Here is a 26418-nt window from a genome sequence, read left to right as displayed (position 1 = left end):
ATGGATATATACCGAATCAAAGGAGTATCTTATGATTTCTAATGAAAAAATAGCCAGAATTAACGAGCTTGCCAAAAAAGCAAAGAGCGGATCTTTAACAGACGAAGAAAAAGCAGAACAGCAGAAGCTTCGCCAGGAATATCTTCAAGGCGTCCGCGCGTCTATGAAAAACACGTTGAAAACTGTGACGATTGTTGATCCTGAAGGTAATGATGTGACGCCTGAAAAGCTCAAACAGGAAAAAAGAAACCGCCGATTGCATTAATTTGGGGAATACGCCGATATCGTATTCCCTTTTTGTATATACTACAATTTAAAATGAAGGCAAAGATTCGTCATTTTTCACTGCTTTTGAGCTGAAATGGTTGTGAAAACCGATGGGTAGATTTATGATAAGAAAGTAGAGTCCATACAGGAAGGGGATCATAATGAAAACGATTGAATTAAAATCTGTCGCAACAATACGAACACTCTCCATAGACGCGATTGAAAAAGCTAAATCCGGTCACCCCGGCATGCCGATGGGGACTGCTCCGATGGCTTATGCGCTTTGGACAAAAATGATGAATGTCAGCCCTGAAAATCCGAATTGGTTTAACAGGGACCGTTTTGTGCTGTCCGCCGGACACGGATCAATGCTTCTGTACAGCATGCTTCACTTAAGCGGATATGACGTTTCAATTGAAGACCTCAAGAATTTCCGCCAATGGGGAAGCAAAACGCCTGGACATCCGGAATTCGGACATACTCCGGGTGTAGATGCGACGACAGGCCCGCTTGGCCAAGGAATCGGAATGGCTGTCGGAATGGCGCTTGCTGAACGTCACCTTGCGGAAACTTACAACCGTGACGACTATCGCGTCGTTGATCATTATACATACAGCATTTGCGGTGACGGAGACTTGATGGAGGGAATTTCATCGGAAGCGGCTTCGCTTGCGGGACATTTGAAACTCGGCCGTCTCATCGTGCTTTATGATTCAAATGACATTTCGCTTGACGGTGAATTAAACCGCTCATTCTCTGAAAATGTGAAGCAGCGTTTTGAAGCGATGAATTGGGAAGTGCTTTATGTTGAAGACGGCAATAACATTGCCGAGATTACGGCGGCCGTCGAGAAAGCGAAACAAAATGAAAAGCAGCCGACATTAATTGAAGTGAAAACAACGATCGGTTTCGGCTCTCCAAACCGCGCGGGAACATCCGGCGTTCACGGTGCTCCGCTTGGCTCAGAAGAGGCGAAATTAACGAAGGAAGCGTATGAGTGGACATACGAAGAAGATTTTCATGTCCCTTCTGAAGTGTACGAACACTTTAACGAAACAGTGAAAGAAGCGGGCAAGAAAAAAGAGGCGGAATGGAACGAGCTGTTCTCCGCATACAAGAAAGCCCACCCGGAACTTGCCGAAGAGCTTGAACTTGCAATGAAGGGCGAGCTTCCTGAAGGTTGGGATCAGAAAGTACCTGCGTATGAGAAAGGAAGCAGCCTTGCTTCGCGTGCATCCTCAGGTGAAGTATTAAACGGAATCGCACAACAAGTGCCGTTCTTCTTTGGCGGATCCGCTGACTTGGCCGGCTCCAACAAAACGACAATCAAAAACGGCGGAGATTTTTCAGCGAGAGATTACGCCGGCAGAAATATCTGGTTCGGTGTACGTGAATTTGCGATGGGAGCAGCTTTGAACGGAATGGCTCTCCACGGTGGCCTTCGCGTATTCGGCGGAACGTTCTTCGTTTTCTCCGACTATCTGAGACCTGCGATCCGTCTTGCGGCATTAATGGGGCTTCCTGTCACATATGTATTTACACATGACAGCATTGCCGTCGGAGAAGACGGACCGACTCATGAGCCGATTGAACAGCTGGCATCACTTCGTGCGCTGCCGAACTTGTCCGTCATCAGACCTGCAGACGGAAATGAAACAGCAGCAGCCTGGAAACTGGCGCTTCAATCAAAAAGTCAGCCGACTGCGCTTGTGTTGACACGTCAAAACTTGCCGACAATTGATCAGTCTCCTGAAGCAGCTTATGAAGGCGTTGAAAAAGGTGGATATGTCGTTTCGAAAAGCCAAAACGAAAAACCGGAAGCGATCTTGCTTGCGAGCGGATCTGAAGTTGGCCTTGCGCTTGACGCACAAAGCGAGCTGAAAAAAGAAGGCATTGACGTATCCGTTGTCAGCGTTCCGTCTTGGGATCGTTTCGACAAGCAGCCGGCCGAATATAAAAACGCTGTTCTTCCAACTGATGTGACAAAGCGTCTCGCAATTGAAATGGGATCACCGCTCGGATGGGAGAGATATACCGGCACTGACGGGGACATTCTCGGAATCGACCATTTCGGTGCTTCAGCTCCCGGCGAAACGATCATGAAAGAATACGGTTTTACGCCTGCGAATGTAGTTGACCGGGTGAAAAAACTGTTAAATCGCTAATCGGGCATATGAAAGAGAATGATCTGCGGATCATTCTCTTTTTTTCATTTCGACAAAATTAGTCGCTTCTTTTATCATCATCAGACAATTATTTCTAACCCCCTTTTGTATAATAGAAAGCATATATTCTTCGATACAGGGGGATGAGACAGTGATGGAACGCCATTATTATACGTATTTGATAGAAGAGGAATTTGCCAGCCATTATTTTGGAAGAGAGTCTGTCATGTTCAAGCTGTTTTACGATTATCATTGGACGAGCCCCGATCAAAAGTCTCAATTAGCCGCCAAGCAGATCGAGTTCATTACAAAACCGATTCCCGCAGCCCATATACACAAAAGAATGAAAATGAACCTCTGCCGGGAAGACTATACACAAGTTGACTATGTATACAGATTGATTGTTCCAAAAGGAAGCGCTTCTTTTATTATCAAAGACCGACATATTGAGATTTTGGCGAAGGGTCCATTCGATGCCGAAACGGTATTCTTTGAGGTTTTGCGGAAAGTAAGTCCATGTTTCCTTGCGATGGATTTTAATATGAAACGTTACGGCTGGCTGAACCCTGTGAAAGAAAGAAATTTTGTATAAAAAAAAGAATTTGGACTGTAAATGTTGTATAATAGCGTTTGGTTTAGTACACTTTATACGAGACAACATGAAGGAGGAAATTAAATGGATTTATGGGTTGTCATCCTAGTGGGCGTTTTAGCATTGCTCGCAGGTGTTGCACTCGGATTTTTTATTGCTCGTAAATATATGATGAACTATTTGAAAAAAAATCCGCCAATTAATGAACAAATGCTGCGCATGATGATGATGCAGATGGGTATGAAACCATCCCAGAAGAAAATTAATCAAATGATGAAAGCCATGGAAAATCAAACGAAATAATACGAATGCGATTATGACATAGAAGGAACATGGTTATAAAATAAAAAACCCGCTTCCGGGTTTTTTATTTTGATCTATGATTATTGTGTATGTCCGAGAGATAGTTTTTGGTATTCCAAAAGAAGGATATCCAGCTGCTGGCTGTGCTGAATGGTGATATGTGAAGTCATGCCGTTTGTCATGACGATTTTTAGCAGCTCTTTTCTTTTTTCCTCAATTTCATGAAGCAGATTTTCTTTCATCACAGGAATTTATCCTTTCTTCTGTAAAAATCATCTTTTTGTTGCCTACTAAATGTTATTATATCCATATATAGGTTCCTTTTCAATTCTGAAGGTGATAAGGGTAAATTGTCAAAATTGATTATATAAAGAAATTCGTGAAACCAACATCCTTTTTTGTGATATGTTAGGAAATTGAAATGTAATTGTCATATCAAATGATTTTCTTTCATAGTATTCCAAAAAATAGAAGGGAGAAAGAGATGGCTGATATCAACTATATTCTCGCTTTCGGTGCAGGGTTTCTATCGTTTATTTCGCCATGCTGCCTGCCGCTGTATCCCGCTTTTTTATCATATATTACAGGTGTCAGCATGAGTGAAATCCATTCTGACAGACTTATGTTTCAAAAAAGGAGCCTGATACATACGATCTTTTTCCTGATTGGCTTTTCGATGATCTTTGTGGCTCTCGGCTACAGCACATCGCTTGTCGGGTCCTTTTTTAAGGATTATCATCAGCTCATCAGGCAGCTTGGCGCGGTATTCATCATCTTTTTTGGATTTGTCACACTGGGGGTTTTTAAGCCTGAATTTTTAATGAAAGAAAGGCGCCTCCATTTTAAAAACAGGCCCGGCGGCCTGCTCGGTTCTGTCGGAATCGGAATGGCATTTGCCGCCGGCTGGACGCCCTGCACCGGTCCGATTCTTGCAGCGGTCATCACACTCGCCGGAACGAACCCGATGTCGGCCGTGCCTTATATGGTGCTTTATGCGCTCGGATTCAGCCTGCCGTTTCTGCTCCTGTCTTTTTTCATGACAAAGATGAAATGGCTTCGGAAGCATCAGCTCATCATCATGAAGATCGGCGGAATTGCAATGATTGCAGTCGGAATCCTGCTGTTCTTTGACTGGATGACGAAAATCATTATCGTACTGTCAGGCCTGTTCGGCGATTTCAGAGGCTTTTAGATACCTGGCTAAGGACCGCCTTGGTTTTTTGTTATAATAGGACTTATTCACAGCAAAATTGAATAATGATGTTGGAGGGGAGTATGACAAGGGTTTTAATTGTTGATGATGCAAAATTTATGAGAGATAAAATCAGAGAAATACTTGAAACAGAAGACTTGCAAGTCGCGGGTGAAGCCGGGAACGGGGAAGAAGCTGTTTTGCTTTATCAAGAGCTGCAGCCGGACTTGGTTATCATGGATATTACAATGCCTGTGAAAAACGGGATTGAAGCTTTAAAGGACATGATCCAGCTGAACCCGAAGGTGAAAGTGATCATGTGTACGGCCATGCGGCAAAAGCGAATCGTTGTTGAAGCGATCGAAGCCGGAGCCAAGGACTTTATCGTCAAGCCTTTCGAGGAGACGAAAGTCGTCGAAGCGATTCGCCACGTGCTGGGAAATCCTTGCACCTGAAAAACCTGAACATGGTTTTTTTCTTCGTTTTGGAGTATAGTAACAAGTAGAGAAATTAGCTTTAGAAAAAGGGATGATATGTATGATGATCGTCGTTTCATCTATACTTGCCGTCGTGATGGCCGTCATTGTCATGGCTGTCAGAATCAAGTCATCTGAAAAACCGGCTACGGCCAAAAAAATTATACTGCCTCCGATTTTTATGAGCACCGGTGCTCTCATGTTTTTATTTCCGATGTTCCACGTGACCGGTGCCGAATTTTTGGAAGCTCTCACAGTGGGCATGATCTTTTCTATTTTCTTAATTAAAACCTCAAAATTTGAAATCCGCGATGATAAAATCTATATTAAACGCTCCAAATCGTTTGTGTTTATTTTAATTGCGCTGCTCGTCATCCGGATCGCGATGAAGAGCATATTAAGCACAACGATCGATTACGGCGCACTGAGCGGAATGTTTTGGATTCTGGCTTTCGGGATGATCGTTCCTTGGCGGATTGCCATGTTTTTATCGTTCAGAAAGCTTTCAAGCCAGATTGAAGCGTCAAATCACATACAGGTCAATTAAAACAAAACCTTTCCTTCTTTCAGGAAAGGTTTTGTTTATTTAAAAAGCTCTTGATAGGAAGAGTGATCAATGTTCTTTTCTTTTAAACGCTTTACGAGGAACTTATGGTCTTTTTTCGGTGTGGCCATAATATAGCCTCTGACGATTAAATCCCGGTCGATTGCGCCTGCTTTTTCCTTTAATGCGAGTTCTCCGATCTTTCCGGCGATTTTCGCTTTTGCTACATCGCGAAACAGTTCGGGTACGGGAGAAACTAATTCTTCAAGCAGTTCTTTTTCTTCTTCATTCCACAAATGCCTTGTCTGTTCAATATAATAATCCTGCCAGTCCAGCTCAGATTTCCCATCTTCTTTAGGCAGCCTTTTTAAAAATTTGCGAAACATGAAAAAACCGCCGATTGACAAGAGGACGATCATGATGACGATCCAAGCGAGCATCAGCCATAAAAACCATCCTTCCAGCATCTCTCATCACTCCTTTGTCTATAACCTATTTTACATGAAGGCGTTTTAGAAGAACATAGAAAAAATAATATAAAATGGGACACCGGCCTGATCAAAAGAGGTGCTAGAACATAATCTATTGTATAGCAATTCCCTAATCGGCCATAGAGAATTGCTAGCGGATATTTGACGAACGAACGGAAAAAACCCGGATGGCAAAGTGTTTTACGCGCTGTCCGGGTTCTGCTTGTTGTGCATGTATGATATAAAAGGAATATGAAATGAAAGCGAAACTTCATCTTGGCTTGCTTCCTTATTGATTTTAACTGCAAGAATACTGTTCTCGCATTCCGCTTCGATCTGTTTGTCATTCAAAAAGAAAGGAAGCATCAGCGATTTTTCGTAATGCTGTTCATCGGTTTTAACCGCAAGCTTGAAATCGTAGCAGGAAAACGTCATGTCAAGGTGCCGGGCATTCAAGCGGCTTAAATCTGCTTCGATTATATATTCAGTGCTCGTTTCATAAAGGTCGATCGGAAAAGTCTCATCATAGAGGAGAAAAGGGTCGTCAACAAACTGTTTCATCCATTCTTTATCAAAATCTGCGGAATCGAAACGTTTTGTATTTGTCATTTGATCATTCCTCCATACCTAGCCTTACCGTTAGATTATCCACAGCTGTGAATTCATGTGAAGGAGGCGATTCGAAGGGGGTTGCATCGCCAGAGAGGTAAAGTAAAAAACCGCGCCGTGAAAGACGCGGAAAATGTTACATATCGTGACTGGAATTATGTTTTTGTCTCGTATGGTTCCGGTTTTTAACTTTTTTGCTTCCGCTCAAAGGCTCTGGCTGACCAGGCTGAGCTCCTTTCGGTGCGTTTTTGCGCATATCTTTGCCGTCGTTTTTATTTGTCAATGTCTTAACCTCCTAAGCCATTCATGAAGGATTTTTAGGATTTATTGATTGGTCTTCCGTTTTTTGTTGTTTTGGCGTTCCGCCTCAGTGAGAATATGCTGGTCATCTTCAATATATCCCGCGCCGTTTCCTTGGCGTTTAGCATTGTTCATTCCATTGATGACATGATTTGCTTTTCGTTTGGCCAATTTCGATCACCTCAGACTGTAGTATAGCCTTAGCGGGTGTATTGTATAAAAAAATGTATTTCCAGTAAAATAAACTTTTTTCCTTATATAAGGCATTCTTATTGAATTTAATAAAAACATTGATATTTACTTATGTTTAAAATTGTTTTAAGATTAAATTGTGAGAAAATTGTGGTGAAATATGCCGATTTTTCTGGCGTATGATCTTGATCTTTAAAGGGGGATTTTGGAGAAATGGCGAATCAGCAACAAGTCGCAAAAAAAGACGCTTTTCAATCAAGAAAAACGTTTACAGTACAAGGCAAAACGTACAGCTATTATTCTTTAAAAGCATTAGAGGATCAAGGAATCGGAAACGTATCAAAACTGCCTTATTCCATTAAAGTTTTGCTCGAATCCGTTCTTCGTCAAGTAGACGGGAGAGTCATTACAAAGGAACACGTTGAAAACTTGGCAAAATGGGGCACTGCCGAATTAAAGGATATTGACGTTCCTTTCAAACCATCCCGCGTTATTTTGCAGGACTTTACCGGCGTTCCAGCCGTTGTAGACCTTGCTTCATTAAGAAAAGCGATGGCTTCAGTCGGCGGAGATCCGGATAAAATCAATCCTGAAATACCGGTAGACCTTGTCATCGACCACTCCGTACAAGTTGACAAAGCGGGTACGGAAGATGCATTGACAATTAATATGGACCTTGAATTCCAACGAAATGCAGAGCGTTACAAATTTTTAAGCTGGGCTAAGAAAGCGTTTAATAACTATCAGGCTGTTCCCCCTGCTACAGGTATTGTTCACCAGGTGAACCTTGAGTATTTGGCAAACGTTGTCCATGCTGTGGAAGAAGACGGCGAGATTGTCGCTTATCCTGACACGCTTGTCGGTACTGACTCCCATACAACGATGATCAACGGAATCGGCGTTCTCGGCTGGGGCGTCGGCGGAATTGAAGCTGAAGCGGGCATGCTCGGCCAGCCTTCATATTTCCCTGTACCTGAAGTAATCGGAGCGAAGCTTGTCGGAAAGCTGCCGAACGGCACGACGGCGACGGACTTGGCGCTTAAAGTAACACAGGTGCTGCGTGAAAAAGGCGTGGTCGGAAAGTTCGTCGAATTCTTCGGACCGGGTGTTGCAGAACTTCCGCTTGCAGACCGTGCGACAATCGCAAATATGGCTCCTGAATACGGCGCGACTTGCGGTTTCTTCCCTGTTGATGAGGAAGCATTGGAATACATGCGTTTAACAGGCCGTGATGAAGAACATATCAATGTGGTGAAAGAATATTGCCGTCAAAACGGATTGTTCTACACGCCTGATCAGGAAGATCCCGTATTTACCGATATCGTTGAAATTGACTTGTCAAAAGTTGAAGCGAATCTTTCAGGTCCGAAGCGTCCTCAGGATCTCATTCCGCTGACTGACATGAAAGAGACATTCCACAAGCATTTGGCAAGCCCTGCAGGGAACCAGGGATTCGGTTTAAACGCGAGTGAGGCTGACAAAGAAATCAAATTTAAGCTTGAAAACGGCGAAGAAGCCGTCATGAAAACGGGTGCGATTGCGATTGCGGCGATCACCAGCTGCACAAATACATCAAACCCTTATGTCTTAATCGGTGCGGGCCTTGTCGCTAAAAAAGCGGTTGAACTGGGATTGAAAGTACCGAACTATGTGAAAACATCCCTGGCTCCGGGTTCAAAAGTCGTAACAGGCTACTTAGTCAATTCAGGCCTGCTTCCATATATGCGCGAGCTTGGATTTAACATCGTCGGATACGGCTGTACGACATGTATCGGGAACTCCGGACCGCTTGCGCCTGAAATCGAAAAAGCGGTTGCCGAAAATGACCTGCTGATTACGTCTGTCCTTTCCGGAAACCGTAACTTTGAAGGCCGGATTCATCCGCTTGTCAAAGGAAACTACCTGGCGTCTCCGCCGCTTGTCGTAGCCTATGCATTGGCGGGCACGGTAGATATTGACCTGAAAAACGAACCGATCGGCGTCGGAAAAGACGGTCAAAACGTATACTTCAACGATATTTGGCCGACGATGGACGAAATCAACTCCGTCGTGAAGCAAACCGTTACTCCTGAGTTGTTCAGAAAAGAATATGAGCGCGTGTTTGATGACAATGAACGCTGGAATGCGATTGAAACAACGGATGAAGCCCTGTATAAATGGGATGAAGAATCCACTTACATTCAAAACCCGCCGTTCTTTGAAAACATGTCAGTTGAGCCTGGTACGGTTGAACCGCTTAAAGGCTTGCGCATTGTCGGCAAATTCGGAGATTCTGTCACGACAGACCATATTTCTCCTGCGGGAGCGATCGGCAAAGACACGCCAGCCGGAAAATATCTGCAGGAAAAAGGCGTTTCTCCTAGAGACTTCAACTCATATGGTTCAAGACGCGGAAACCATGAAGTCATGATGAGGGGAACATTCGCCAACATCAGAATCAAAAACCAGATCGCTCCGGGTACAGAAGGCGGTTATACAACGTATTGGCCGACCGGAGAAGTAATGTCCATCTACGATGCCTGCATGAAGTATAAAGAAGACGGCACAGGTCTGGTCGTCATTGCCGGAAAAGACTACGGAATGGGTTCTTCCCGCGACTGGGCGGCAAAAGGAACAAATCTGCTCGGCATCAAAACCGTCATTGCAGAAAGCTTTGAAAGAATTCACAGAAGCAACCTTGTGCTGATGGGCGTTCTTCCGCTTCAATTTAAAGAGGGAGAAAACGCTGAAACGCTAGGTTTGACCGGGAAAGAAACGATTGAAGTTGACGTGAGTGAGACGGTTCGCCCGCGGGATCTCGTTCAAGTCAAAGCGATTGCCGAAGACGGCACAGTCAAGTCGTTTGAAGCTGTTGTACGCTTTGACAGCGAAGTAGAAATCGATTATTACCGTCACGGCGGAATCCTGCAAATGGTGCTCCGCAATAAAATGAAACAGTAATTGAATGAGGAGAGAAAGCCTTTAGCTTTCTCTTCTTTTTTCAGCGTGATCCTGAATTGGAGGATGCCGATGATGAAAAAATTGCTGGCTGCCGCGTTTCTTTTCGTTTTGGCCGGTCTTGCGGTATGGAACTTCACAGGGCAAAAGGAAGCCGAAATCGGCATTGCGAAAGGAGACAAGGCGCCTGATTTTACGCTTCCGTCTTTAAAGGATGGAAACGATGTATCTTTATCAGACTTTAAAGGAAAAAAAGTGCTGTTAAATTTTTGGGCCACCTGGTGTAAACCGTGTGAAATAGAAATGCCTGCAATGGAAGAACTCCAAAACGAAAATCAGGACATTGCCGTTTTGGCCGTCAACTTTACCTCTTCCGAGAAAAACGAAGAGTCGGTCAAAACGTTTGCCGAAAGGCACGGTTTACATTTCCCTATCGTCTTAGATCGAACGGGCATCAATGCGAAATACGAGATTTTTTCGTATCCGACAACATTTATTATTGATGAAAACGGAATGATTCAAGATATCGTCCTTGGGACGATGTCGAAAAAGAATATGGAAGAAAAGCTGGGATTATAAAAAATCCCGGCTTTTTTGCTTATATCGCCCAAAAAATGGTGAAAATGAAAACAAGCTGGAGGTGATTCAACATGAAAAAAACGAAAAGGCGGACATTTGAAGAACTTGTCTTGGAAAACAAAAAGGAGCTCATGACCAACCAGGAGTTTCTTGATCGGCTGGAAGATAAGCTTGAAGAGAAATTTAAGCTGAAGTGACTTTTTAAAAATCGATTCATGTTTACGCTCCTTTTTGAGAATCCTAATGCTGAAAAGGAGGGATAGACATGCCGAGGGAACATGACAAACAGTCTAAATTTGCCCCGAGCCATCTTGGGACAAAACCGGTAGAATATAAGCGCAACAAAGGAAAAAAGATGCATGATAAATCAGGAGAAACGCCGATCATTATGCAGACAAAGGGCGAGTAAAGAAGAAAAGGAGGCAGAGACCCGCATGACACACCAAAAACATCATCCGGATGACAGATCAGACAACGTGGAGAAGCTTCAAGACATGGTGCAGAACACAATCGAAAATATCGAGGAGTCTGAGGAGCAGCTGTCTTTTGCCAACCAGGCGGAACAGGAGCAGATCCGCGAAAAAAATCAACGCCGAAATGAGAGCATTGAGGCGATGCGCAATGAAATCCATGACGAGGCGGAAGACCGCGAAAACGGATATCATCAATAAACCAGGGCGACCTGGTTTTTTTGCATGAAGCCGTCTGTCGTGTTTTTGCCCATTCTATATGCTAAGATTGGATTATATATATTGTGAAAAGGGAGTAGAGGAATTTGTACGTCTCAAAAAAAGAAATAGAAGTCCGCTATGCCGAAACAGACCAAATGGGCGTCGTCTATCACGCCAATTATTTGATTTGGATGGAGGTTGGACGGACGGCTTTAATTAAAGAACTCGGCTTCTCTTACGCCGAAATGGAGAAAGACGGGATCCTGTCGCCTGTCGTGGATATCAATGTCCGCTACGTCAAACCTCTTCGCTACGGTGAAACCGCGACGGTACATACCTGGATTGAAGAATATAACGGCTTTAAAACGGTATATGGGTATGAAATCTTCAATTCCGCTGGTGAAACCGCTGTGAAGGCCACATCGTCCCATATTTGCGTTGACGGGGACAGCTTCAAACCGGTTCAGTTCCGTAAGCTTTATCCAAAGTGGCATGAAGCTTATGAAGAGGCCAAAAAGTAATGGCATTCGGTATTAAAAGAAACGAGCTGAACGAATGGAAGCGCGCCGTTTTAAACGGCGAAGTTGCGTTCCTCACGCATTACTGGCTCGATGACAGGTATCCGGATGTCAATACCGTGACAAAAGCCGGATGCGGCAACATTGATAAGCTTGCAGAGTGGGGCAAACAGTACGGACTGAAAAAAGAGTGGATCCATAAAAGAAGCAAATTTCCTCACTTTGATTTATTGGGAGAGAAGCAGATCGAGATTTTAAAACAAGAAAAGCTCTCAAGCCATATCAAGCGTTTCAGGCTCGAATAATCCGGTGTTTTAGAGATACCCGGACACCCTTGAAACAAGCAAGCATTGTCCTTGCTTGTTTCATCCTGATGAGCAAACATTGAAGGAGAAAAAGTCGGAACGATATCTTTAGTTTCAATGATGTCGTACCTTAGTGTTTTTCATGCCTTGATAAGGCCGCAGTCATTTTATTTTTCGTGAAAAAGTCCCTAAAACAAGAAGTTTTAGGGAGCAGAGTAAGCGTCTCATTGACTTTGATTGTTTAATTTGTGCATGATGTCCTGATCTATTTGCTTCTCGCTTGCTTTTTCTTTGCTGGATATGATTTCTCTTCTGTCTTCCCAATGAATAATATAATACTGACCTTTCTGCATTTTTTCCTGAGAAGAGAGTTTTAGGTTTTTGGGTTTTCCATCTTTATCATAACCTGTAACATCATAGTTATAATTTATATATGTGTATCCATCACTTGCTTTTTCTTTCACGACTTTTGGATCTGTTGTAATTTTGACGTAATAATCTTCCGTTGAATAATATCCGGAATATAAAAAGTAGCCCCCGGCCAAAATTATCAGTCCTGCCGTTAAAATCCCTAAAAACCATTTCATAATTTATCACCTCGAACCCATCATATATAAAACCTCCAAACGAAACTATTGATTTATCTTACATATTCCTTTCACTTTTGTAAGCATTTAAAGTTCAAGCGCACCAAAAAAACAGCTACTTGAAGCAGAGAGAAGCATTGAGAAAAAAGGTCTATCTGATAAGGGTCAATTGAGGCTTTAGCATTTGAGACCATCACTTTTCAGTTGCGGCTTGTTGCAGATTAAAGAAGGGGAGGTTTTTGCGAAATAGGGGAAAATCGTTTTCCATTCTATTTGAATCATCGGAGTAGTGAAATTATATTTTCCAAGCAAAAAGACATCTTTCTGGTGAAGATGTCCGTCGGAAATACCCATTATAATCCATCGAGACTTCCATCAATCGCATTCTTGTTGGTGCCATCCCGACAAACCAACATCTCAAGACGCAAGTTTGACGTTTTAATCAATGAAAAAATGAATTGCGGTCAAAAGTATAGAAAAACCCAATATCGTTCCTACGACAATGCTATGCCGTTTACGATTCATCACAACCACAGCGATATATTCACGGATCATGGCGTTCGGCCAATAATAAAAAGCGGTCTTTGAACCGATGCCATCGCTTTTCAAGCCTGCTCGTTTTGCATATAGGCTGGCACGGAACAGATGGAAATTGTTTGTTGTGAAGATGCTGTTATATTTGCCGTCTGTTAATGAGTCCATCAGTTGTTTGGAGAAAAGCATATTTTGATATGTATTGACAGAACGGTCTTCTTTCAAAGTGTGCTCTTCAGGTATCCCTTTTTTTAAAGCATATCTTTGCATCGCTTCAGCTTCAGAAAGATTTTCATCAGGTCCTTGCCCGCCGGAGAAGATGATTTTCGGCGGAGAAGCAACAGCTGTCTGTTTCCAATAAAAATCGACAGCCTTATTGATCCTGCTTGCTAAAAGCGGCGGTACTGTATCGTTAATTAATCCACTCCCGAGAACGATGATGTAATCCTGATTAAGCTTCGGTCTGTTAAATTGATATAGAAAATAAGCTGTTAAGAAATTTGTTAAATGAAAAAAGAAATAGACCGTAATAAGCGATGATCCCGCAAACAATGGCTGAACATTTGGCGATAAAAAACGAGCGGGGTCAATCACTGACAATAGGAAAAATATGATAATGCCTAACCCGGAAATTAAAGTCAAACAATTAGACAATCGTCGTCCTTCTCTTTTGATAAGAATTCTCGCATTCAGAAATAACCCGATCATTAAAGCAAATAGACCAAACGTTAGGATAAAGAAAAAGATCAGCAGCGGTACAATGACAAACAGTCTGAAAAATCCGATTCCGACAACGTATGCCAGATAGTAGGATAGAACAAGAAATGAACAAAAAAATAGATTGAATAAAAAACCGTTGATGATCCTTCTTCGGTCCGTTAAATAAAAGATCAGAAAAACAGCTAGCAAAATAAAGGTTATCACACCGTAAAACATGTCCAAACACCTCGATGTCAATGACTCTGTATAATAGAAGAGTGTGAAAAAATCTTGAAGAATGGGAAAGTCCTTGCCGCATTATTTTAGACGAACTGCATTTTAGATATACAGAATCTGTACCTTACTCATTTGTTCGGGAGGTGTACGCAGCGCACGGTGTGCATGTGCCGCACACTCAGGCGAGCCGGTCCATGTGTTGGAAGGCTTTTTTCGGTACTTTAATTCAGATGAAAAATAAAAAGCTTGCAGAAAAACAAGAGTTTCTCTGCAAGCTTTATAAAATGCTCTTTTTTACTGATATTCAAAAACAGGCTCTTCCGAAGATTCGTTATAGGTGACAAGCAGATCATGGCCGTCGAAATACCAAACATCGCTTTCTTCAACGAAAAACGTAATGCCGTCTTTTTCCGCGCTCACACCGATTTGCTGCGGCTCATCTTTTGAAACCCCAAGGGAGAAGCCTTTTTGAACATTGCTGCAGCCTCCGTAGCGGACAAAGAAGCGAACCTGATCTCCTTCTTTTAAATCAAGCTCGTCCTTATACCATTTAAGCGCCTCTTCATTAATTTTCAAATTCACGGGCAAGCACTCCTTCATCATTTGTTTCAAAGCATGCTGAATCTATTTATAGTATATAACGATTTTGTCCGATCATGAAAATATAATGTTTTTCGGACAGGCTCATTTTTTGCCGGACATCCACTTGATTTTAGGCTCGGTTTTATCAATAATGCGTTTAATGTTCGTCCTGTGTCTGTATACGACAAACGCCGTTAGAAAGGCGACGACTGCCACCAATAAAAGATCTTTCGTAAACAGGCTGTAAACCGTTGTATACAAGCCGGTTAAAATGGAAGAAAGCGATACATATTTTGTGATATACAAAAACAGAAAGAACACCGCAATCATTGTGAGAAACAGAAAAGGCTGATAGCAAAGCAATACGCCTCCGGAAGTAGCGACAGCTTTTCCGCCTTTAAATTTTGCGAACACAGGGAACATATGCCCGATGACTGCGGCTACACCGGCCAACAAAGGGTGTACGCCGATGTGGAGGATGGCGGGCAGAAAGGCGGCGAGCGTCCCTTTCAAAATATCCGCAGCCACCACGATGGAGCCGGCTTTCACCCCAAGTGTCCGGAATGCATTGGTGGCGCCAAGATTGCCGCTGCCGTGTTCCCTGATGTCGATTCCTTTGGCAGCCTTTCCGACAATTAAGCCGGACGGAATGCTGCCGAGTAGATAGGCTAAAACAAATAATAAAGCAATTAACATTTCATTTCTCCTTTTTAGATGATCCCTTCTCTTTATTTTAACATGAGAGGCGCCTTTCATGACGGCTTTTCTTTAGAAGTACCGTATATATCATACAAGATAATGCGCCCTAATCATATGAAAATTTTGATTATCGCCTTTGGTTTCGTGTAAACTGAACGTAAAAGGAGTGATCGCCATGGAAAACCCTTCTAAACAGAAAATCAAAAGCATTCTTGAAAACAGCAAACGAATCGCGGTAGTCGGCCTGTCCGACAATCCTGAAAGAACATCGCACATGGTATCAAAAGCGATGCAGGACGCGGGATATGACATCATCCCTGTCAATCCGGCCATAGATGAAGCGCTGGGCGTCAAGGCTGTGGCATCATTAAAAGACATTGAAGGACATGTTGATATCGTCAATGTGTTCAGAAGATCCGAACATCTGCCCGATGTCGCAAAGGAATTCCTGGAGATAGACGCAGATGTGTTTTGGGCGCAGCAGGGGCTTGTCAACGAAGAGGCTTATCGGCTTCTGAGCGAAAAAGGCTATACGGTGATTATGGATTTGTGTATAAAAGTGGCGCACGCGTTAACAAAATCGGCATAAAAAAGACAAAAATCCTTGTTTTTTCAAGGGTTTTTGTCTTTTTTATGCGAGAATATGTTTGCGAATTGCTGTGAAAAACGGCTACAATAAGTCTTGGACAGTTTTTTAAAGAATGATTTTCCAATTTCCGGCAGGAAAAGCCTTGTCCTCCAGGGGACGAATCGTGTAAAATGACGGCTGTGCAAAAAAGCGGCTTTCATTTTAACATGTTCCCGACAATGCTTGAAGCGCTTGGAAAAGAATCGGATAATACTTTGCTTTACATGACAGAGTGTGTATTATTCTTTATAAGCAATGTTTGATTTTTGAAAGGGGTTTATGCATTTGGTTAAGAAACAGCAATTTGACTATAATGATGATTCCATACAGGTGCTCGAAGGCCTGGAAGCGGTCAGAAAACGCCCCGGTATGTACATCGGTTCGACAGACAGCCGGGGCCTGCACCATCTCGTATATGAAATCGTCGATAATTCCGTCGATGAAGTCCTCGCGGGTCATGGGAATCACATTATAGTAAAGATACATAAAGATAACAGCATATCGGTGCAAGACAGAGGCCGGGGAATGCCAACAGGAATGCATAAGCTCGGCAAACCGACTCCCGAAATTATTTTGACAGTGCTGCATGCCGGAGGAAAGTTCGGCCAAGGCGGCTATAAAACGAGCGGGGGGCTGCACGGCGTCGGTGCATCCGTTGTAAACGCCCTGTCCGAGTGGCTGACAGTCACAATTGAGCGGGACGGAAATGTTTACAGGCAGCGTTTTGAAAACGGCGGCAAACCGGTGACATCCCTTGATAAAATCGGAACGACCAAAAAGACCGGCACCCTGATTCATTTCAAGCCTGATCCTACGATGTTCAGCACAACGACTTTTAACTTTGAAACGCTTTCAGAGCGTCTGAGAGAATCAGCCTTTTTGTTAAAAGGATTAAAAATCGAATTGATCGATGAACGCGATCAAACAAAAGAAACGTTTTTATACGAAAACGGAATCGAAGCTTTTGTCGCTTATTTAAATGAGGAGAAAGACGCGCTTTCTGAAGTGGTCTCATTTGAAGGGGAGCACAACGGCATCGAGGTGGACTTCGCGTTTCAATTTAATGACGGCTATTCCGAAAACATCCTGTCATTCGTCAATAATGTCAGAACAAAGGACGGAGGAACCCACGAGTCCGGTGCGAAAACGGCGATGACAAGAGCATTCAACGAATATGCGAGAAAGGTGGCCCTTTTAAAAGAAAAGGACAAAAACCTTGAAGGAACGGACATCCGGGAAGGCCTGTCAGCCATCGTTTCCGTCCGGATTCCAGAAGAGCTTCTTCAATTTGAAGGACAGACAAAAGGAAAGCTCGGCACGAGTGAAGCAAGGTCAGCCGTTGATGCGATCGTCTCCGAGCAGCTCGCATATTTCCTTGAAGAAAACAGGGAAACGGCAACATTGCTCGTCAAAAAAGCGATTAAAGCCTCTCAGGCAAGAGAAGCTGCGAGAAAAGCAAGAGAAGAGGCAAGAAGCGGAAAGAAAAGAAAGAAATCCGAAGCGACGCTCTCCGGCAAGCTGACGCCTGCACAATCAAGGAATCCGTCCAAAAACGAATTGTACCTCGTGGAGGGTGACTCAGCCGGAGGATCAGCAAAGCAGGGAAGAGACCGGAAATTCCAGGCTGTCTTGCCGCTCCGCGGAAAGGTTATCAATACGGAAAAAGCGAAGCTGGCCGATATTTTTAAAAATGAAGAGATCAATACGATTATTCATGCGATCGGCGGAGGGGTCGGCGCTGATTTTGACATTGAGGACATCAATTACGACAAAGTCATCATCATGACAGATGCGGATACAGACGGCGCTCATATCCAAGTGCTGCTCCTGACTTTTTTCTACCGCTATATGAAGCCGCTGATCGAGCACGGAAAAGTGTTTATCGCGCTGCCGCCGCTCTATAAAGTCAGCAAAGGGTCTGGCAAAAAAGAAATCATTGAATATGCTTGGTCTGATGAAGAAATGGACGACGTCCTCAAAAAAGTCGGAAGAGGATATACGATTCAGCGCTATAAAGGTCTCGGCGAAATGAACGCTGACCAGCTTTGGGAAACGACAATGAACCCCGAATCAAGAACGCTTGTCAGGGTTAAAATCGATGACGCAGCCCGTGTGGAAAGGCGCGTGACGACATTGATGGGCGACAAAGTTGAGCCGAGAAGAAAATGGATTGAGAAAAACGTCGCTTTCGGACTTGATGAAGAAAGCAACATTTTAGAAAACGAGAATTTATCGGTCGCTGAGGAGGTTTAAATAAATGGCACAGCCAGAGATTTATCATGATTTACCATTGGAAGACGTGATCGGCGACCGTTTCGGCCGATACAGCAAATACATTATTCAGGATCGGGCGCTCCCTGACGCCAGGGACGGCCTGAAGCCTGTTCAAAGAAGAATCCTATACGCCATGCATGCGGAAGGGAACACGCACGATAAGAATTTCCGCAAGGCCGCAAAAACGGTCGGTAATGTAATCGGGAACTATCATCCTCATGGAGACAGTTCGGTCTACGAAGCGATGGTGCGGATGAGCCAGGACTGGAAGGTTCGCAACGTGCTGGTTGAAATGCACGGTAACAACGGAAGCATCGACGGTGATCCGCCGGCTGCGATGCGTTATACAGAAGCAAGGCTCGCAGCGATCGCTTCAGAGCTTTTGCGAGATATTGACAAAGAAACGGTCGAGTTTGTGCCAAACTTTGATGATACAAGCAAGGAGCCCGTCGTCCTTCCGGCGATGTTTCCGAACCTGCTTGTCAACGGATCGACAGGGATTTCCGCCGGGTATGCTACTGACATTCCGCCGCATCATCTCGGGGAAGTGATCGATGCCGTGATAAGGCGGATTGACTCGCCGAACTGCAGTGTGGATGACCTCATGGAGCTCGTAAAAGGACCGGACTTTCCGACCGGAGGAATCATTCAGGGTAAAGAAGGCATAAAAAAAGCCTATGAAACCGGAAAAGGTAAAATCATCATCAGGGGCAAAGCCGAGATCGAAACCATCAGAGGCGGCCGCCAGCAAATTGTCATTACTGAAATTCCGTTTGAAGTCAACAAAGCGAATTTAGTGAAAAAAATGGACGAATTTAGGATTGAACGGAAGGTCGAAGGGATTTCCGAAGTCCGTGACGAGACCGACCGGACAGGACTCAGAATCGTGATTGAGCTGAAAAAAGAAGCGGATGCACAAGGTATTTTAAATTTCTTGTACAAAAACTCGGATTTGCAGATTCCGTACAACTTTAACATGGTGGCTATTCATAACAGAAGACCGATGTTGATGAATCTCACATCAATTTTGGACGCTTATATCGGCCACCAAAAAGAAGTCATCACCAACCGTTCTCAGTATGAGCTGAAAAAAGCGAAGGAAAGGCATCATATCGTAGAAGGGTTGATGAAAGCACTGTCCATTTTGGATGAAGTCATTGCGACGATCCGCTCCTCCAATGACAAGCGCGATGCCAAAAACAATCTGATCGAAAAGTTCGCATTTACAGAGCCGCAGGCTGAAGCGATCGTTTCATTGCAGCTGTACAGGCTGACAAACACAGATATTACGGCTCTCCAGGAAGAAGCAAAAGAACTCGACCAGAAGATCAAAGAGCTGGAAGAGATCCTTTCCAATGACAAGAAACTCTTGAAAGTGATCAAAGACAGCTTGAAAAAGGTGAAAAAAACCTATGCCGGTCAAAGGCGCTCTGTCATCGAGGAGAAAATTGAAGAAATCAAAATCAATCTTGAAGTGATGGTGGCTTCTGAAGACGTTTATGTGACCGTGACGAAAGACGGTTATATTAAACGAACGAGCCAGCGGTCTTTTGCTGCATCAAACGGCCAGGACTTCGGCATGAAAGATACCGACCGTCTGCTCTGTCAGCTGGAAATGAATACGACAGACGTACTGCTCTTATTTACAAATAAAGGAAGCTATGTGTATTGTCCGGTTCACCAGCTTCCTGATATCAGATGGAAAGACTTGGGTCAGCACATCACGAATATCATATCGATCGACAGCGATGAATCCATCGTCAAGGCGATCCCTGTCAGAGAGTTTACCGAATCTGAATACCTGCTGTTCTTTACGAAAAACGGAATGGCGAAAAGAACTCAGCTGATGCAGTATAAAGCACAGCGCTATTCAAAAGCATTGGTCGCTCTTAACTTAAAAGGCGACGATGAAGTGGTTGATGTTCATGTAACGGACGGAACGAAAGATTTGTTTATCGCGACACATTCCGGCTACGGTCTGTGGTTCTCAGAAGATGAGGTCAGCGTCGTCGGCGCAAGGGCGGCCGGTGTCAAAGGCGTCAATTTGAAAGACGGCGACTTTGTCGCCAGCGGGCAGGTTTTAGAAGAATCGGATGTGCTTGTGCTCGTGACCCAGCGCGGATCTATTAAGCGGATGAACCGCACCGAATTTGAAAAAACGTCACGGGCGAAACGAGGGGTTCTCATGCTGAGGGAATTGAAGAAAAAACCTCACCGCATCACCGGGCTGCTCGCATGCTCATATCATGCTCAAATCACGCTTCAAACCGAAAAAGGCATCACAGAGGAGATGCTTGTCAAAGATATCAAGCTTCATGACCGGTACAGCAACGGTTCTTTCATCATCGACGAAGATGAGGCAGGGGAAGTAACGGATGTATGGATCAGCAAACATGAACGGGAGTGAAATCGACCTGCGCCCAATTCTAGGGATATCACCACATGCCTATCAAGAATAGAGCCATTCTGCAAGACAACGAAGAATGCTGCAGAAAAAGAGCATGCCAGATAAACTTTACACAGGTTCCCGTATCGGTGAGATTTTCGCTTTCTTTTTGGAGTAAGCGTCAAATACATGAAAATTCTCTGCTGCTTAATTAATAACAGAGTAAAACAACCCAGTCCGCGTTCACGCCTTTAGTGCACATGGACTGGGTTTTCCTTGATCACACCAAGATTATTGTACATCTAACTCTTTTACGGTTTCACCTTCAATTAACACAGGCTGATAGTAGGTTTCGTTTGGTAAGTCTTTCTTTCCTTGCAATTTCTTGATGACCCAATCAGCTGCATCGTGTCCCATTTGTTCTTGAGGGTGTGTCAATGTTGTTAGTTTGATATTCGCATTTTTGGCAATATACGAATTGTCCTGACCAATAATTGACAATTTGTCCGGGATAGAAATATTAAGTTGTCTGCATACATTTGCTACTTCCAGCCCGACTTCGTCGTTGTAGCAGACGATTGCAGTCAACATGTCTCTTTTTTCATTAAGAAACTTCTTCAGGTTTGTGTATAGGTCCAGCTTTGTCTCTGTATTGTACGAAAGCACATGCTCTGGGTGAAATCGTAATTTGGCTTCACCAAGCGCTTTTATATACCCCTTCATTCGATACTTTCCTTGTAAATCATCCATTTTTGAAATGAGACCAATTTGTGTATGTCCTTTTGATATTAATTCTTTTGTTGCGAGATAGCTGGACTGCACATCATCGAGACAAAGAAAAGGAACATCTAATTCTTCATAATAAGCATTGATCATGATGAAAGGAATATCCTGTTCCTTAAACGATAAATAGTAAGCAATATTGGGATTGTATAGATTACTTTTCGTAGGTTCAACAATTAAACCATCGACGCCAAATGACAACATCATTTCCAAAGCTTTTTTTTCTTGTTCGACATCATTATTTGTACTAGCTAATAGTAACGAATAATTAGCCTCATTCAATCTCCCTTCAATTCCGCGAATAATTGACGGGAAAATGTAATCTGAAATGTAGGTCGTAATTACACCGATTATTTTATTATTGGAATTCCCTCCAGGTTTTGATTGATACTGATTACTTACATAAGTGCCAGACCCTTTTTCACTTCTTAAAAACCCCTCGTTCGCCAGCTCTAAAATCGCCTTTCGAACAGTGTGCCGGCTGACTTTGTATTCTTCTTGTATGGCGGATTCAGTAGGAATTTGTTCTCCTACCCTGTAAACTCCTGAAAGGATTTTACTTTTTATATCATTAATGATGACCTTATACTTTGGTTTCATTTCACTCACTTCTTTCATAGTTGTTCGCATTCTAATTTTTTTAATTGAATGATTTGTGTGGACATATTTTATCATGGCTTTCAATGAATGAAAAGATTTCACCTTATTTTCGTGAAAATGAATAAGTAATTCTAATTTTTTTCTTTAAATTTCATGTTATACAAATACTTTTTATTATAAGCATGAAGAGAAAAAGAATAGAAATATCGTTGTGATATTTATATGAACATATTATATTATTGATTGACAAATGTACGTACAAAAAATATACTAAGTCTGTAATTAAGTTAAGCGAAAAGGGGAATGCCTTCTTTCGAATAATATTGAAATCGCTATCAGAGGGGGGATAACGTGAAAGCGAATCAAGTAAACATCAAGCAGGCGATAACTGAAGGGGAAACATCGCTTGGAATTGAATTCGGATCCACACGTATTAAAGCAGTGTTGATTGATAGCAGTTTTGAAACAATCGCATCTGGAAGTTATGAGTGGGAAAACCGCTTGGAAGATGGATTTTGGACGTACAACTTAGTAGATATTATCACTGGGTTGCAAACAGCTTATAGTGAAATGAAGAATGATGTTGAACGAAATTATGGCATCACCATTCGCAAAATCGGTTCTATTGGATTTTCTGCAATGATGCATGGATATATGGCTTTTGACAACACAGGGGAGCTGCTTGTTCCGTTTCGAACTTGGCGTAACTCAACAACCGGTGCTGCAGCAAAAGAATTAACTGATCAATTTCAATTCAATATCCCTGAACGGTGGAGTATTGCTCATTTATATCAAGCGATATTAAATGAAGAGAAACATTTGCCTCGCATTGATTATATCACCACTTTAGCTGGGTACATTCACTGGTTGCTGACTGGCAATAAAGCAATTGGCATTGGAGATGCTTCGGGCATGTTCCCAATTGATGAATCAACGCAAAATTACAATGAATCGATGCTCAAGCAGTTTGATGAACTGATTTCGAACAAAGGATATCCTTGGAGGATAAAGGATATTCTTCCTGAAGTTTATATTTCAGGCGAGCAAGCTGGCGAATTAACCGAAATTGGCGCGAAAATTCTGGATCAGTCAAAAAATTTACAACCGGGCATTCCGGTTTGTCCGCCGGAAGGCGATGCTGGAACAGGAATGGTTGCTACGAATAGTGTGAGGAAACGCACTGGAAACATCTCAGTAGGAACTTCAGTTTTTGCCATGATTGTATTAGAGAAAGAACTTTCGAAAGTATATCCAGAAATTGATTTGGTAACAACGCCAAACGGCAGTCCGGTTGGAATGGTTCATGCGAATAACTGCTCAAGCGATTTGAATGCTTGGCTAGGGTTGTTTCGTGAATTTTTTGAGGCAATGGGACAAAAGGTTGAAATGAATAAATTATTCGAAGTGGTGTTGAATAAAGCTTTGGAGGCTGACTCAGACGGCGGTGGCTTACTAAGCTACGGTTATTTCTCTGGTGAAAATATTACAGGACTAGAAAAAGGCCGGCCGTTATTTGTCCGCTCACCAGAGAGTCGTTTCGATTTAGCAAACTTCATGCGGACACACCTTTTTGCAGCTTTTGCAGCTTTGAAAATCGGAATGGATATTTTGACCAAAGAGGAAAATATTGATATTGATAGCATTTTAGCTCACGGCGGTTTATTCAAAACCCCTCTTGTCGGACAAAAAATTGTTGCGGCTGCAATGAATACGCCAGTATCAGTTATGGCAACTGCCGGAGAGGGCGGTGCGTGGGGAATGGCTATTCTTGCTTCTTACATGATGAACAAAGATCAACAAGAAAGCTTAGAAGATTTCCTCGACAAAAAAGTCTTTGAAGAGGATGCCGGGCAAGAAATTTACCCTGATCAATTAGATGTTGAAGGATTTGAAGCATTTATCGAACGGTACAAAAAAGGTTTAATGATTGAGCAGGCCGCTGTGGATCATTTGATTTAATGAGTGGAAAGTGGAGGGGTTGACGTGCTAGAACAACTGAAAGAAGAAGTGTTACAAGCAAATTTGGACTTGCCTAAATACGGACTTGTGAAATACACATGGGGAAATGCAAGTGCCATTGACCGTGAAACTGGTTTATTCGTTATCAAACCTAGTGGTGTTGATTATGAAACAATGAAAGCTAGTGATATGGTGGTTGTTGATTTAGATGGCAATATTGTTGAAGGAGAGCTGAGACCTTCATCAGATACAGCGACTCACGCGGTACTTTATAAGCATTACCCTGAAATTGGAGGAATTGTACACACTCATTCAACTTGGGCGACAATCTGGGCTCAAGCAGGCCTTGATGTTCCGGCGATGGGGACCACTCATGCAGACACATTCTATGGTTCCGTGCCATGTGCCCGATACTTGACACAAGAGGAGGTTGATCGAGGTTACGAAGTAGAAACAGGTAATGTCATTATCGAAACATTTGAAGAGCGCGGGTTAGATATTTTAGCTGTTCCCGGTGTCTTACTTCATGGTCATGGTCCATTTACTTGGGGCAAAGATGTAAAATCAGCAGTATTGAATAGTGTGGTGTTGGATGAAGTCGCGAAAATGAATTTATTTACCCGAGAATTAAATCATTTTGCAAAAGAATTACCACAATGTATTTTAGATAAACATTATTTACGAAAACACGGTAAAAATGCTTATTATGGTCAAAAGTAAAGTCAATTCTATCAAACTATTCATTTAAGAAAAGAGGGTTATGATGTTAACACAAGGAAAAAAAGAATTCTGGTTTGTCGTAGGTTCACAACATCTTTATGGGGAAGAAGCGCTTGAAGAAGTCAGAGCGCACGCGCAAGCCGTGACTGATGCATTAAATGAAAGCGCTGTATTGCCATACCCGCTTGTATTGCAAGATTTAGCTGTTAGTGCAGATAAAATCACAAGCATCATGAAAGAAGTGAACTATCGTGACGAAGTTGCCGGTGTTATCACTTGGATGCATACTTTTTCACCTGCAAAAATGTGGATTCGCGGAACAAAATTATTACAAAAACCGTTACTTCATTTAGCGACACAATTTAATGAAAGTATTCCGTGGACAACGATTGACATGGACTTTATGAACCTAAACCAATCTGCTCATGGGGACCGTGAATATGGTTTTATCAATGCCCGTTTGCAAAAACAAAATAAAGTTGTCGTAGGTTATTGGGAACGCCCTGAAGTGCAACAGCAAATTGCGGAATGGATGGACGTAGCGGTTGCTTATAACGAAAGCTTCAACATCAAGGTCGCCCGATTTGGTGACAACATGCGTAACGTTGCTGTTACTGAAGGGGATAAGGTTGAAGCACAAATTCAATTTGGCTGGACAGTTGATTACTTTGGCATTGGTGATCTTGTTCAATACGTGAATGCGGTTACAGATGAAGAAATTAATCGATTGTTTGCTGAATATGCAGACCTTTATGAATTTGATTATGGTACTTACAGTCAGGAAGATTGGGAGAAGAGCGTAAAAGTACAAGCAAGCTATGAAATCGCCATTAAACGTTTCCTGGATGATGGTGGTTATAATGCCTTCACAACTAACTTTGAAGATTTATATGGGATGAAACAACTTCCGGGTCTTGCCGTCCAACGTTTGATGGCCCAAGGATATGGCTTTGCTGGTGAAGGAGATTGGAAAACTGCAGCGCTCGATCGTTTACTCAAAGTGATGAGCCGTAACCAATCAACCGGCTTTATGGAAGATTACACATATGAATTAGCTGCCGGTCAAGAATCAATCCTTCAATCACATATGCTTGAAGTTGACCCATCTTTAGCAAGCAGCAAACCGAAAATTATCGTATCTCCATTAGGTATTGGTGATCGTGAAGACCCGGCACGCTTAGTGTTCGACGGAAAAGCAGGAGATGGTGTGGTTGTTTCGATGGCAGACTTTGGTACGCATTACAAACTGTTGATTAACGAAGTTTCTGCATTTGAACCAACTGTTCCGGCACCAAACCTTCCGGTGGCACGGGTGCTTTGGGAAGTGAAGCCTAACTTTCAGGATGGAGTGAAAGCGTGGCTTGAAAACGGCGGCGGTCACCATACAGTTGTTTCATTGAATTTAACAACAGACCAAATGATCACTTATGCAAAGCTGGTTGACCTGGAATATGTAGTAATTAAGTAATGCCTCTAACCTCCGAGGAGGCTCTGCTTCCTTGGAGGTGAAAAATAGGGATATCAGATATCAAAATATTCATGATTTTGTAAGCGTTATCGTTATGTTCCGGAAAAATTGAAAGCGTTTAATAATAGGCGAATAAAACCAT

30 protein-coding genes are annotated in these 26418 nt (G+C 42.9%); 20 read left to right on the top strand and 10 right to left on the bottom strand.

Annotated features, from left to right (window positions below):
- Nucleotides 1-31 precede the first annotated feature (31 nt).
- From KI350_RS12805 to KI350_RS12790, 4 genes are all read left to right on the top strand, one after another.
- Nucleotides 32-265 (top strand): DUF896 domain-containing protein, encoded by a 234-nt coding sequence (locus KI350_RS12805; RefSeq protein WP_020451594.1) that lies wholly within the window; start codon nt 32-34, stop codon nt 263-265.
- Between the two features lie 163 nt (nt 266-428).
- Nucleotides 429-2432: a transketolase gene (gene tkt / locus KI350_RS12800; RefSeq protein ID WP_079289398.1), complete on the top strand. Its 2004-nt coding sequence runs from the start codon at nt 429-431 to the stop codon at nt 2430-2432.
- 154 nt (nt 2433-2586) lie between these two features.
- Nucleotides 2587-3024, top strand: coding sequence for a sporulation inhibitor of replication protein SirA (gene sirA, locus KI350_RS12795; protein ID WP_003182234.1), 438 nt, complete (start codon nt 2587-2589; stop codon nt 3022-3024).
- 84 nt (nt 3025-3108) lie between these two features.
- A complete protein-coding gene (locus KI350_RS12790; protein WP_003182236.1) occupies nt 3109-3327 on the top strand; it encodes a YneF family protein in 219 nt (72 codons plus the stop codon).
- 80 nt (nt 3328-3407) lie between these two features.
- Here KI350_RS12790 and KI350_RS12785 read toward each other — a convergent pair whose 3' ends face one another.
- On the bottom strand, nt 3408-3569 hold the full coding sequence (locus tag KI350_RS12785; protein ID WP_020451597.1) for an aspartyl-phosphate phosphatase Spo0E family protein: 162 nt from the start codon (nt 3567-3569) through the stop codon (nt 3408-3410).
- 242 nt (nt 3570-3811) lie between these two features.
- Between KI350_RS12785 and KI350_RS12780 the strand changes: the two genes are divergently transcribed.
- The 3 genes from KI350_RS12780 (at nt 3812) to KI350_RS12770 (ending at nt 5542) form a co-directional block, all read left to right on the top strand.
- A complete protein-coding gene (locus KI350_RS12780) occupies nt 3812-4519 on the top strand; it encodes a cytochrome c biogenesis protein CcdA (RefSeq protein WP_020451598.1) in 708 nt (235 codons plus the stop codon).
- Nucleotides 4520-4602: 83 nt separating this feature from the next.
- The gene (locus KI350_RS12775) at nt 4603-4974 is read left to right on the top strand and encodes a response regulator (RefSeq protein ID WP_025809950.1); all 372 of its coding nucleotides are present in this window, start codon (nt 4603-4605) and stop codon (nt 4972-4974) included.
- A gap of 73 nt (nt 4975-5047) precedes the next feature.
- On the top strand, nt 5048-5542 hold the full coding sequence (locus KI350_RS12770) for a CcdC family protein (protein ID WP_020451600.1): 495 nt from the start codon (nt 5048-5050) through the stop codon (nt 5540-5542).
- 35 nt (nt 5543-5577) lie between these two features.
- Here the strand turns inward: KI350_RS12770 and KI350_RS12765 are convergent, their stop codons facing one another.
- The 4 genes from KI350_RS12765 to sspO form a co-directional block, all read right to left on the bottom strand.
- Nucleotides 5578-6006, bottom strand: coding sequence for a DUF2621 family protein (locus KI350_RS12765; RefSeq protein ID WP_020451601.1), 429 nt, complete (start codon nt 6004-6006; stop codon nt 5578-5580).
- Nucleotides 6007-6210: 204 nt separating this feature from the next.
- A complete protein-coding gene (locus KI350_RS12760) occupies nt 6211-6618 on the bottom strand; it encodes an Hsp20/alpha crystallin family protein (protein WP_145685460.1) in 408 nt (135 codons plus the stop codon).
- A gap of 136 nt (nt 6619-6754) precedes the next feature.
- Nucleotides 6755-6901: a small acid-soluble spore protein P gene (locus KI350_RS12755; protein WP_003182250.1), complete on the bottom strand. Its 147-nt coding sequence runs from the start codon at nt 6899-6901 to the stop codon at nt 6755-6757.
- A gap of 41 nt (nt 6902-6942) precedes the next feature.
- Complete coding sequence (gene sspO, locus KI350_RS12750; RefSeq protein WP_020451603.1) at nt 6943-7089, bottom strand: small acid-soluble spore protein O; 147 nt, start codon at nt 7087-7089, stop codon at nt 6943-6945.
- 234 nt (nt 7090-7323) lie between these two features.
- Here sspO and acnA point away from each other — a divergent pair, with 234 nt between their 5' ends.
- The 7 genes from acnA (at nt 7324) to KI350_RS12715 (ending at nt 12120) form a co-directional block, all read left to right on the top strand.
- Nucleotides 7324-10050, top strand: a complete 2727-nt coding sequence (gene acnA, locus KI350_RS12745; protein WP_023857591.1) for an aconitate hydratase AcnA — start codon at nt 7324-7326, stop codon at nt 10048-10050.
- Nucleotides 10051-10119: 69 nt separating this feature from the next.
- Nucleotides 10120-10626, top strand: a complete 507-nt coding sequence (locus KI350_RS12740; RefSeq protein WP_020451605.1) for a redoxin domain-containing protein — start codon at nt 10120-10122, stop codon at nt 10624-10626.
- A gap of 71 nt (nt 10627-10697) precedes the next feature.
- Nucleotides 10698-10823: an FbpB family small basic protein gene (locus KI350_RS12735; protein ID WP_023857590.1), complete on the top strand. Its 126-nt coding sequence runs from the start codon at nt 10698-10700 to the stop codon at nt 10821-10823.
- Nucleotides 10824-10891: 68 nt separating this feature from the next.
- Nucleotides 10892-11035, top strand: coding sequence for an acid-soluble spore protein N (locus KI350_RS12730; RefSeq protein ID WP_003182261.1), 144 nt, complete (start codon nt 10892-10894; stop codon nt 11033-11035).
- Nucleotides 11036-11060: 25 nt separating this feature from the next.
- Complete coding sequence (gene tlp / locus KI350_RS12725; RefSeq protein ID WP_023857589.1) at nt 11061-11297, top strand: small acid-soluble spore protein Tlp; 237 nt, start codon at nt 11061-11063, stop codon at nt 11295-11297.
- Nucleotides 11298-11401: 104 nt separating this feature from the next.
- Nucleotides 11402-11818, top strand: a complete 417-nt coding sequence (locus KI350_RS12720) for a YbgC/FadM family acyl-CoA thioesterase (protein WP_020451607.1) — start codon at nt 11402-11404, stop codon at nt 11816-11818.
- Nucleotides 11818-12120 carry a hypothetical protein gene (locus KI350_RS12715; RefSeq protein WP_020451608.1) on the top strand — a complete coding sequence of 101 codons (303 nt, stop codon included), beginning with the start codon at nt 11818-11820 and terminating at the stop codon, nt 12118-12120. Before KI350_RS12720 ends, KI350_RS12715 begins: the two co-directional genes overlap by 1 nt.
- A 224-nt stretch (nt 12121-12344) precedes the next feature.
- Here the strand turns inward: KI350_RS12715 and KI350_RS12710 are convergent, their stop codons facing one another.
- The 4 genes from KI350_RS12710 to plsY all read right to left on the bottom strand — a co-directional run bounded on the left by KI350_RS12710 (nt 12345) and on the right by plsY (nt 15455).
- Nucleotides 12345-12707: a YxeA family protein gene (locus tag KI350_RS12710; protein ID WP_212930495.1), complete on the bottom strand. Its 363-nt coding sequence runs from the start codon at nt 12705-12707 to the stop codon at nt 12345-12347.
- Between the two features lie 438 nt (nt 12708-13145).
- Nucleotides 13146-14177, bottom strand: a complete 1032-nt coding sequence (locus KI350_RS12705) for a YdcF family protein (RefSeq protein ID WP_059231081.1) — start codon at nt 14175-14177, stop codon at nt 13146-13148.
- A gap of 294 nt (nt 14178-14471) precedes the next feature.
- Entirely contained in the window at nt 14472-14759 is a 288-nt protein-coding gene (locus KI350_RS12700; RefSeq protein ID WP_020451611.1) for a HesB/YadR/YfhF family protein, read from the bottom strand.
- A 102-nt stretch (nt 14760-14861) separates the two neighbouring features.
- Nucleotides 14862-15455, bottom strand: coding sequence for a glycerol-3-phosphate 1-O-acyltransferase PlsY (gene plsY / locus KI350_RS12695; RefSeq protein ID WP_059231082.1), 594 nt, complete (start codon nt 15453-15455; stop codon nt 14862-14864).
- 178 nt (nt 15456-15633) lie between these two features.
- Here plsY and KI350_RS12690 point away from each other — a divergent pair, with 178 nt between their 5' ends.
- The 3 genes from KI350_RS12690 to parC all read left to right on the top strand — a co-directional run bounded on the left by KI350_RS12690 (nt 15634) and on the right by parC (nt 20767).
- Nucleotides 15634-16047 (top strand): CoA-binding protein, encoded by a 414-nt coding sequence (locus tag KI350_RS12690; protein ID WP_059231084.1) that lies wholly within the window; start codon nt 15634-15636, stop codon nt 16045-16047.
- Between the two features lie 324 nt (nt 16048-16371).
- On the top strand, nt 16372-18339 hold the full coding sequence (gene parE, locus KI350_RS12685; protein ID WP_020451614.1) for a DNA topoisomerase IV subunit B: 1968 nt from the start codon (nt 16372-16374) through the stop codon (nt 18337-18339).
- A gap of 4 nt (nt 18340-18343) precedes the next feature.
- Complete coding sequence (gene parC / locus KI350_RS12680) at nt 18344-20767, top strand: DNA topoisomerase IV subunit A (RefSeq protein ID WP_020451615.1); 2424 nt, start codon at nt 18344-18346, stop codon at nt 20765-20767.
- Nucleotides 20768-21037: 270 nt separating this feature from the next.
- On the opposite strand, the gene KI350_RS12675 is transcribed toward parC, so the two are convergent.
- Nucleotides 21038-22129: a GntR family transcriptional regulator gene (locus KI350_RS12675; protein ID WP_079289404.1), complete on the bottom strand. Its 1092-nt coding sequence runs from the start codon at nt 22127-22129 to the stop codon at nt 21038-21040.
- A gap of 351 nt (nt 22130-22480) precedes the next feature.
- Here KI350_RS12675 and KI350_RS12670 point away from each other — a divergent pair, with 351 nt between their 5' ends.
- The 3 genes from KI350_RS12670 to araA are packed head-to-tail and all read left to right on the top strand — an operon-like array spanning nt 22481 to nt 26276.
- The gene (locus KI350_RS12670) at nt 22481-24088 is read left to right on the top strand and encodes a xylulokinase (protein ID WP_075213280.1); all 1608 of its coding nucleotides are present in this window, start codon (nt 22481-22483) and stop codon (nt 24086-24088) included.
- A gap of 24 nt (nt 24089-24112) precedes the next feature.
- The gene (locus tag KI350_RS12665) at nt 24113-24808 is read left to right on the top strand and encodes an L-ribulose-5-phosphate 4-epimerase (RefSeq protein ID WP_039072737.1); all 696 of its coding nucleotides are present in this window, start codon (nt 24113-24115) and stop codon (nt 24806-24808) included.
- Nucleotides 24809-24851: 43 nt separating this feature from the next.
- Nucleotides 24852-26276 (top strand): L-arabinose isomerase, encoded by a 1425-nt coding sequence (araA, locus tag KI350_RS12660; RefSeq protein ID WP_039072738.1) that lies wholly within the window; start codon nt 24852-24854, stop codon nt 26274-26276.
- Nucleotides 26277-26418 lie beyond the last annotated feature (142 nt).

Source organism: Bacillus sp. J41TS8 (genome assembly GCF_018333035.1).
Taxonomy (GTDB): domain Bacteria; phylum Bacillota; class Bacilli; order Bacillales; family Bacillaceae; genus Bacillus; species Bacillus paralicheniformis.
Note: the sequence above shows the minus strand (reverse complement) of the source record. Positions and strands in the feature narration are given on the sequence as shown.

Excerpts from the sequence above, each read along its gene's own strand:
- KI350_RS12705 (WP_059231081.1), bottom strand. The coding sequence starts at position 14,177 with ATGTTTTACGGTGTGATAACCTTTATTTTGCTAGCTGTTTTTCTGATC.
- KI350_RS12805 (WP_020451594.1), top strand. The coding sequence starts at position 32 with ATGATTTCTAATGAAAAAATAGCCAGAATTAACGAGCTTGCCAAAAAA.
- tlp (WP_023857589.1), top strand. The coding sequence starts at position 11,061 with ATGACACACCAAAAACATCATCCGGATGACAGATCAGACAACGTGGAG.
- acnA (WP_023857591.1), top strand. The coding sequence starts at position 7,324 with ATGGCGAATCAGCAACAAGTCGCAAAAAAAGACGCTTTTCAATCAAGA.
- KI350_RS12730 (WP_003182261.1), top strand. The coding sequence starts at position 10,892 with ATGCCGAGGGAACATGACAAACAGTCTAAATTTGCCCCGAGCCATCTT.
- KI350_RS12770 (WP_020451600.1), top strand. The coding sequence starts at position 5,048 with ATGATATGTATGATGATCGTCGTTTCATCTATACTTGCCGTCGTGATG.
- KI350_RS12775 (WP_025809950.1), top strand. The coding sequence starts at position 4,603 with ATGACAAGGGTTTTAATTGTTGATGATGCAAAATTTATGAGAGATAAA.
- plsY (WP_059231082.1), bottom strand. The coding sequence starts at position 15,455 with ATGTTAATTGCTTTATTATTTGTTTTAGCCTATCTACTCGGCAGCATT.
- araA (WP_039072738.1), top strand. The coding sequence starts at position 24,852 with ATGTTAACACAAGGAAAAAAAGAATTCTGGTTTGTCGTAGGTTCACAA.
- KI350_RS12765 (WP_020451601.1), bottom strand. The coding sequence starts at position 6,006 with ATGCTGGAAGGATGGTTTTTATGGCTGATGCTCGCTTGGATCGTCATC.
- KI350_RS12675 (WP_079289404.1), bottom strand. The coding sequence starts at position 22,129 with ATGAAACCAAAGTATAAGGTCATCATTAATGATATAAAAAGTAAAATC.
- KI350_RS12785 (WP_020451597.1), bottom strand. The coding sequence starts at position 3,569 with ATGAAAGAAAATCTGCTTCATGAAATTGAGGAAAAAAGAAAAGAGCTG.
- KI350_RS12740 (WP_020451605.1), top strand. The coding sequence starts at position 10,120 with ATGATGAAAAAATTGCTGGCTGCCGCGTTTCTTTTCGTTTTGGCCGGT.
- KI350_RS12715 (WP_020451608.1), top strand. The coding sequence starts at position 11,818 with ATGGCATTCGGTATTAAAAGAAACGAGCTGAACGAATGGAAGCGCGCC.
- KI350_RS12780 (WP_020451598.1), top strand. The coding sequence starts at position 3,812 with ATGGCTGATATCAACTATATTCTCGCTTTCGGTGCAGGGTTTCTATCG.
- KI350_RS12760 (WP_145685460.1), bottom strand. The coding sequence starts at position 6,618 with ATGACAAATACAAAACGTTTCGATTCCGCAGATTTTGATAAAGAATGG.
- parC (WP_020451615.1), top strand. The coding sequence starts at position 18,344 with ATGGCACAGCCAGAGATTTATCATGATTTACCATTGGAAGACGTGATC.
- KI350_RS12710 (WP_212930495.1), bottom strand. The coding sequence starts at position 12,707 with ATGAAATGGTTTTTAGGGATTTTAACGGCAGGACTGATAATTTTGGCC.
- KI350_RS12790 (WP_003182236.1), top strand. The coding sequence starts at position 3,109 with ATGGATTTATGGGTTGTCATCCTAGTGGGCGTTTTAGCATTGCTCGCA.
- sirA (WP_003182234.1), top strand. The coding sequence starts at position 2,587 with ATGGAACGCCATTATTATACGTATTTGATAGAAGAGGAATTTGCCAGC.
- KI350_RS12690 (WP_059231084.1), top strand. The coding sequence starts at position 15,634 with ATGGAAAACCCTTCTAAACAGAAAATCAAAAGCATTCTTGAAAACAGC.
- tkt (WP_079289398.1), top strand. The coding sequence starts at position 429 with ATGAAAACGATTGAATTAAAATCTGTCGCAACAATACGAACACTCTCC.
- KI350_RS12735 (WP_023857590.1), top strand. The coding sequence starts at position 10,698 with ATGAAAAAAACGAAAAGGCGGACATTTGAAGAACTTGTCTTGGAAAAC.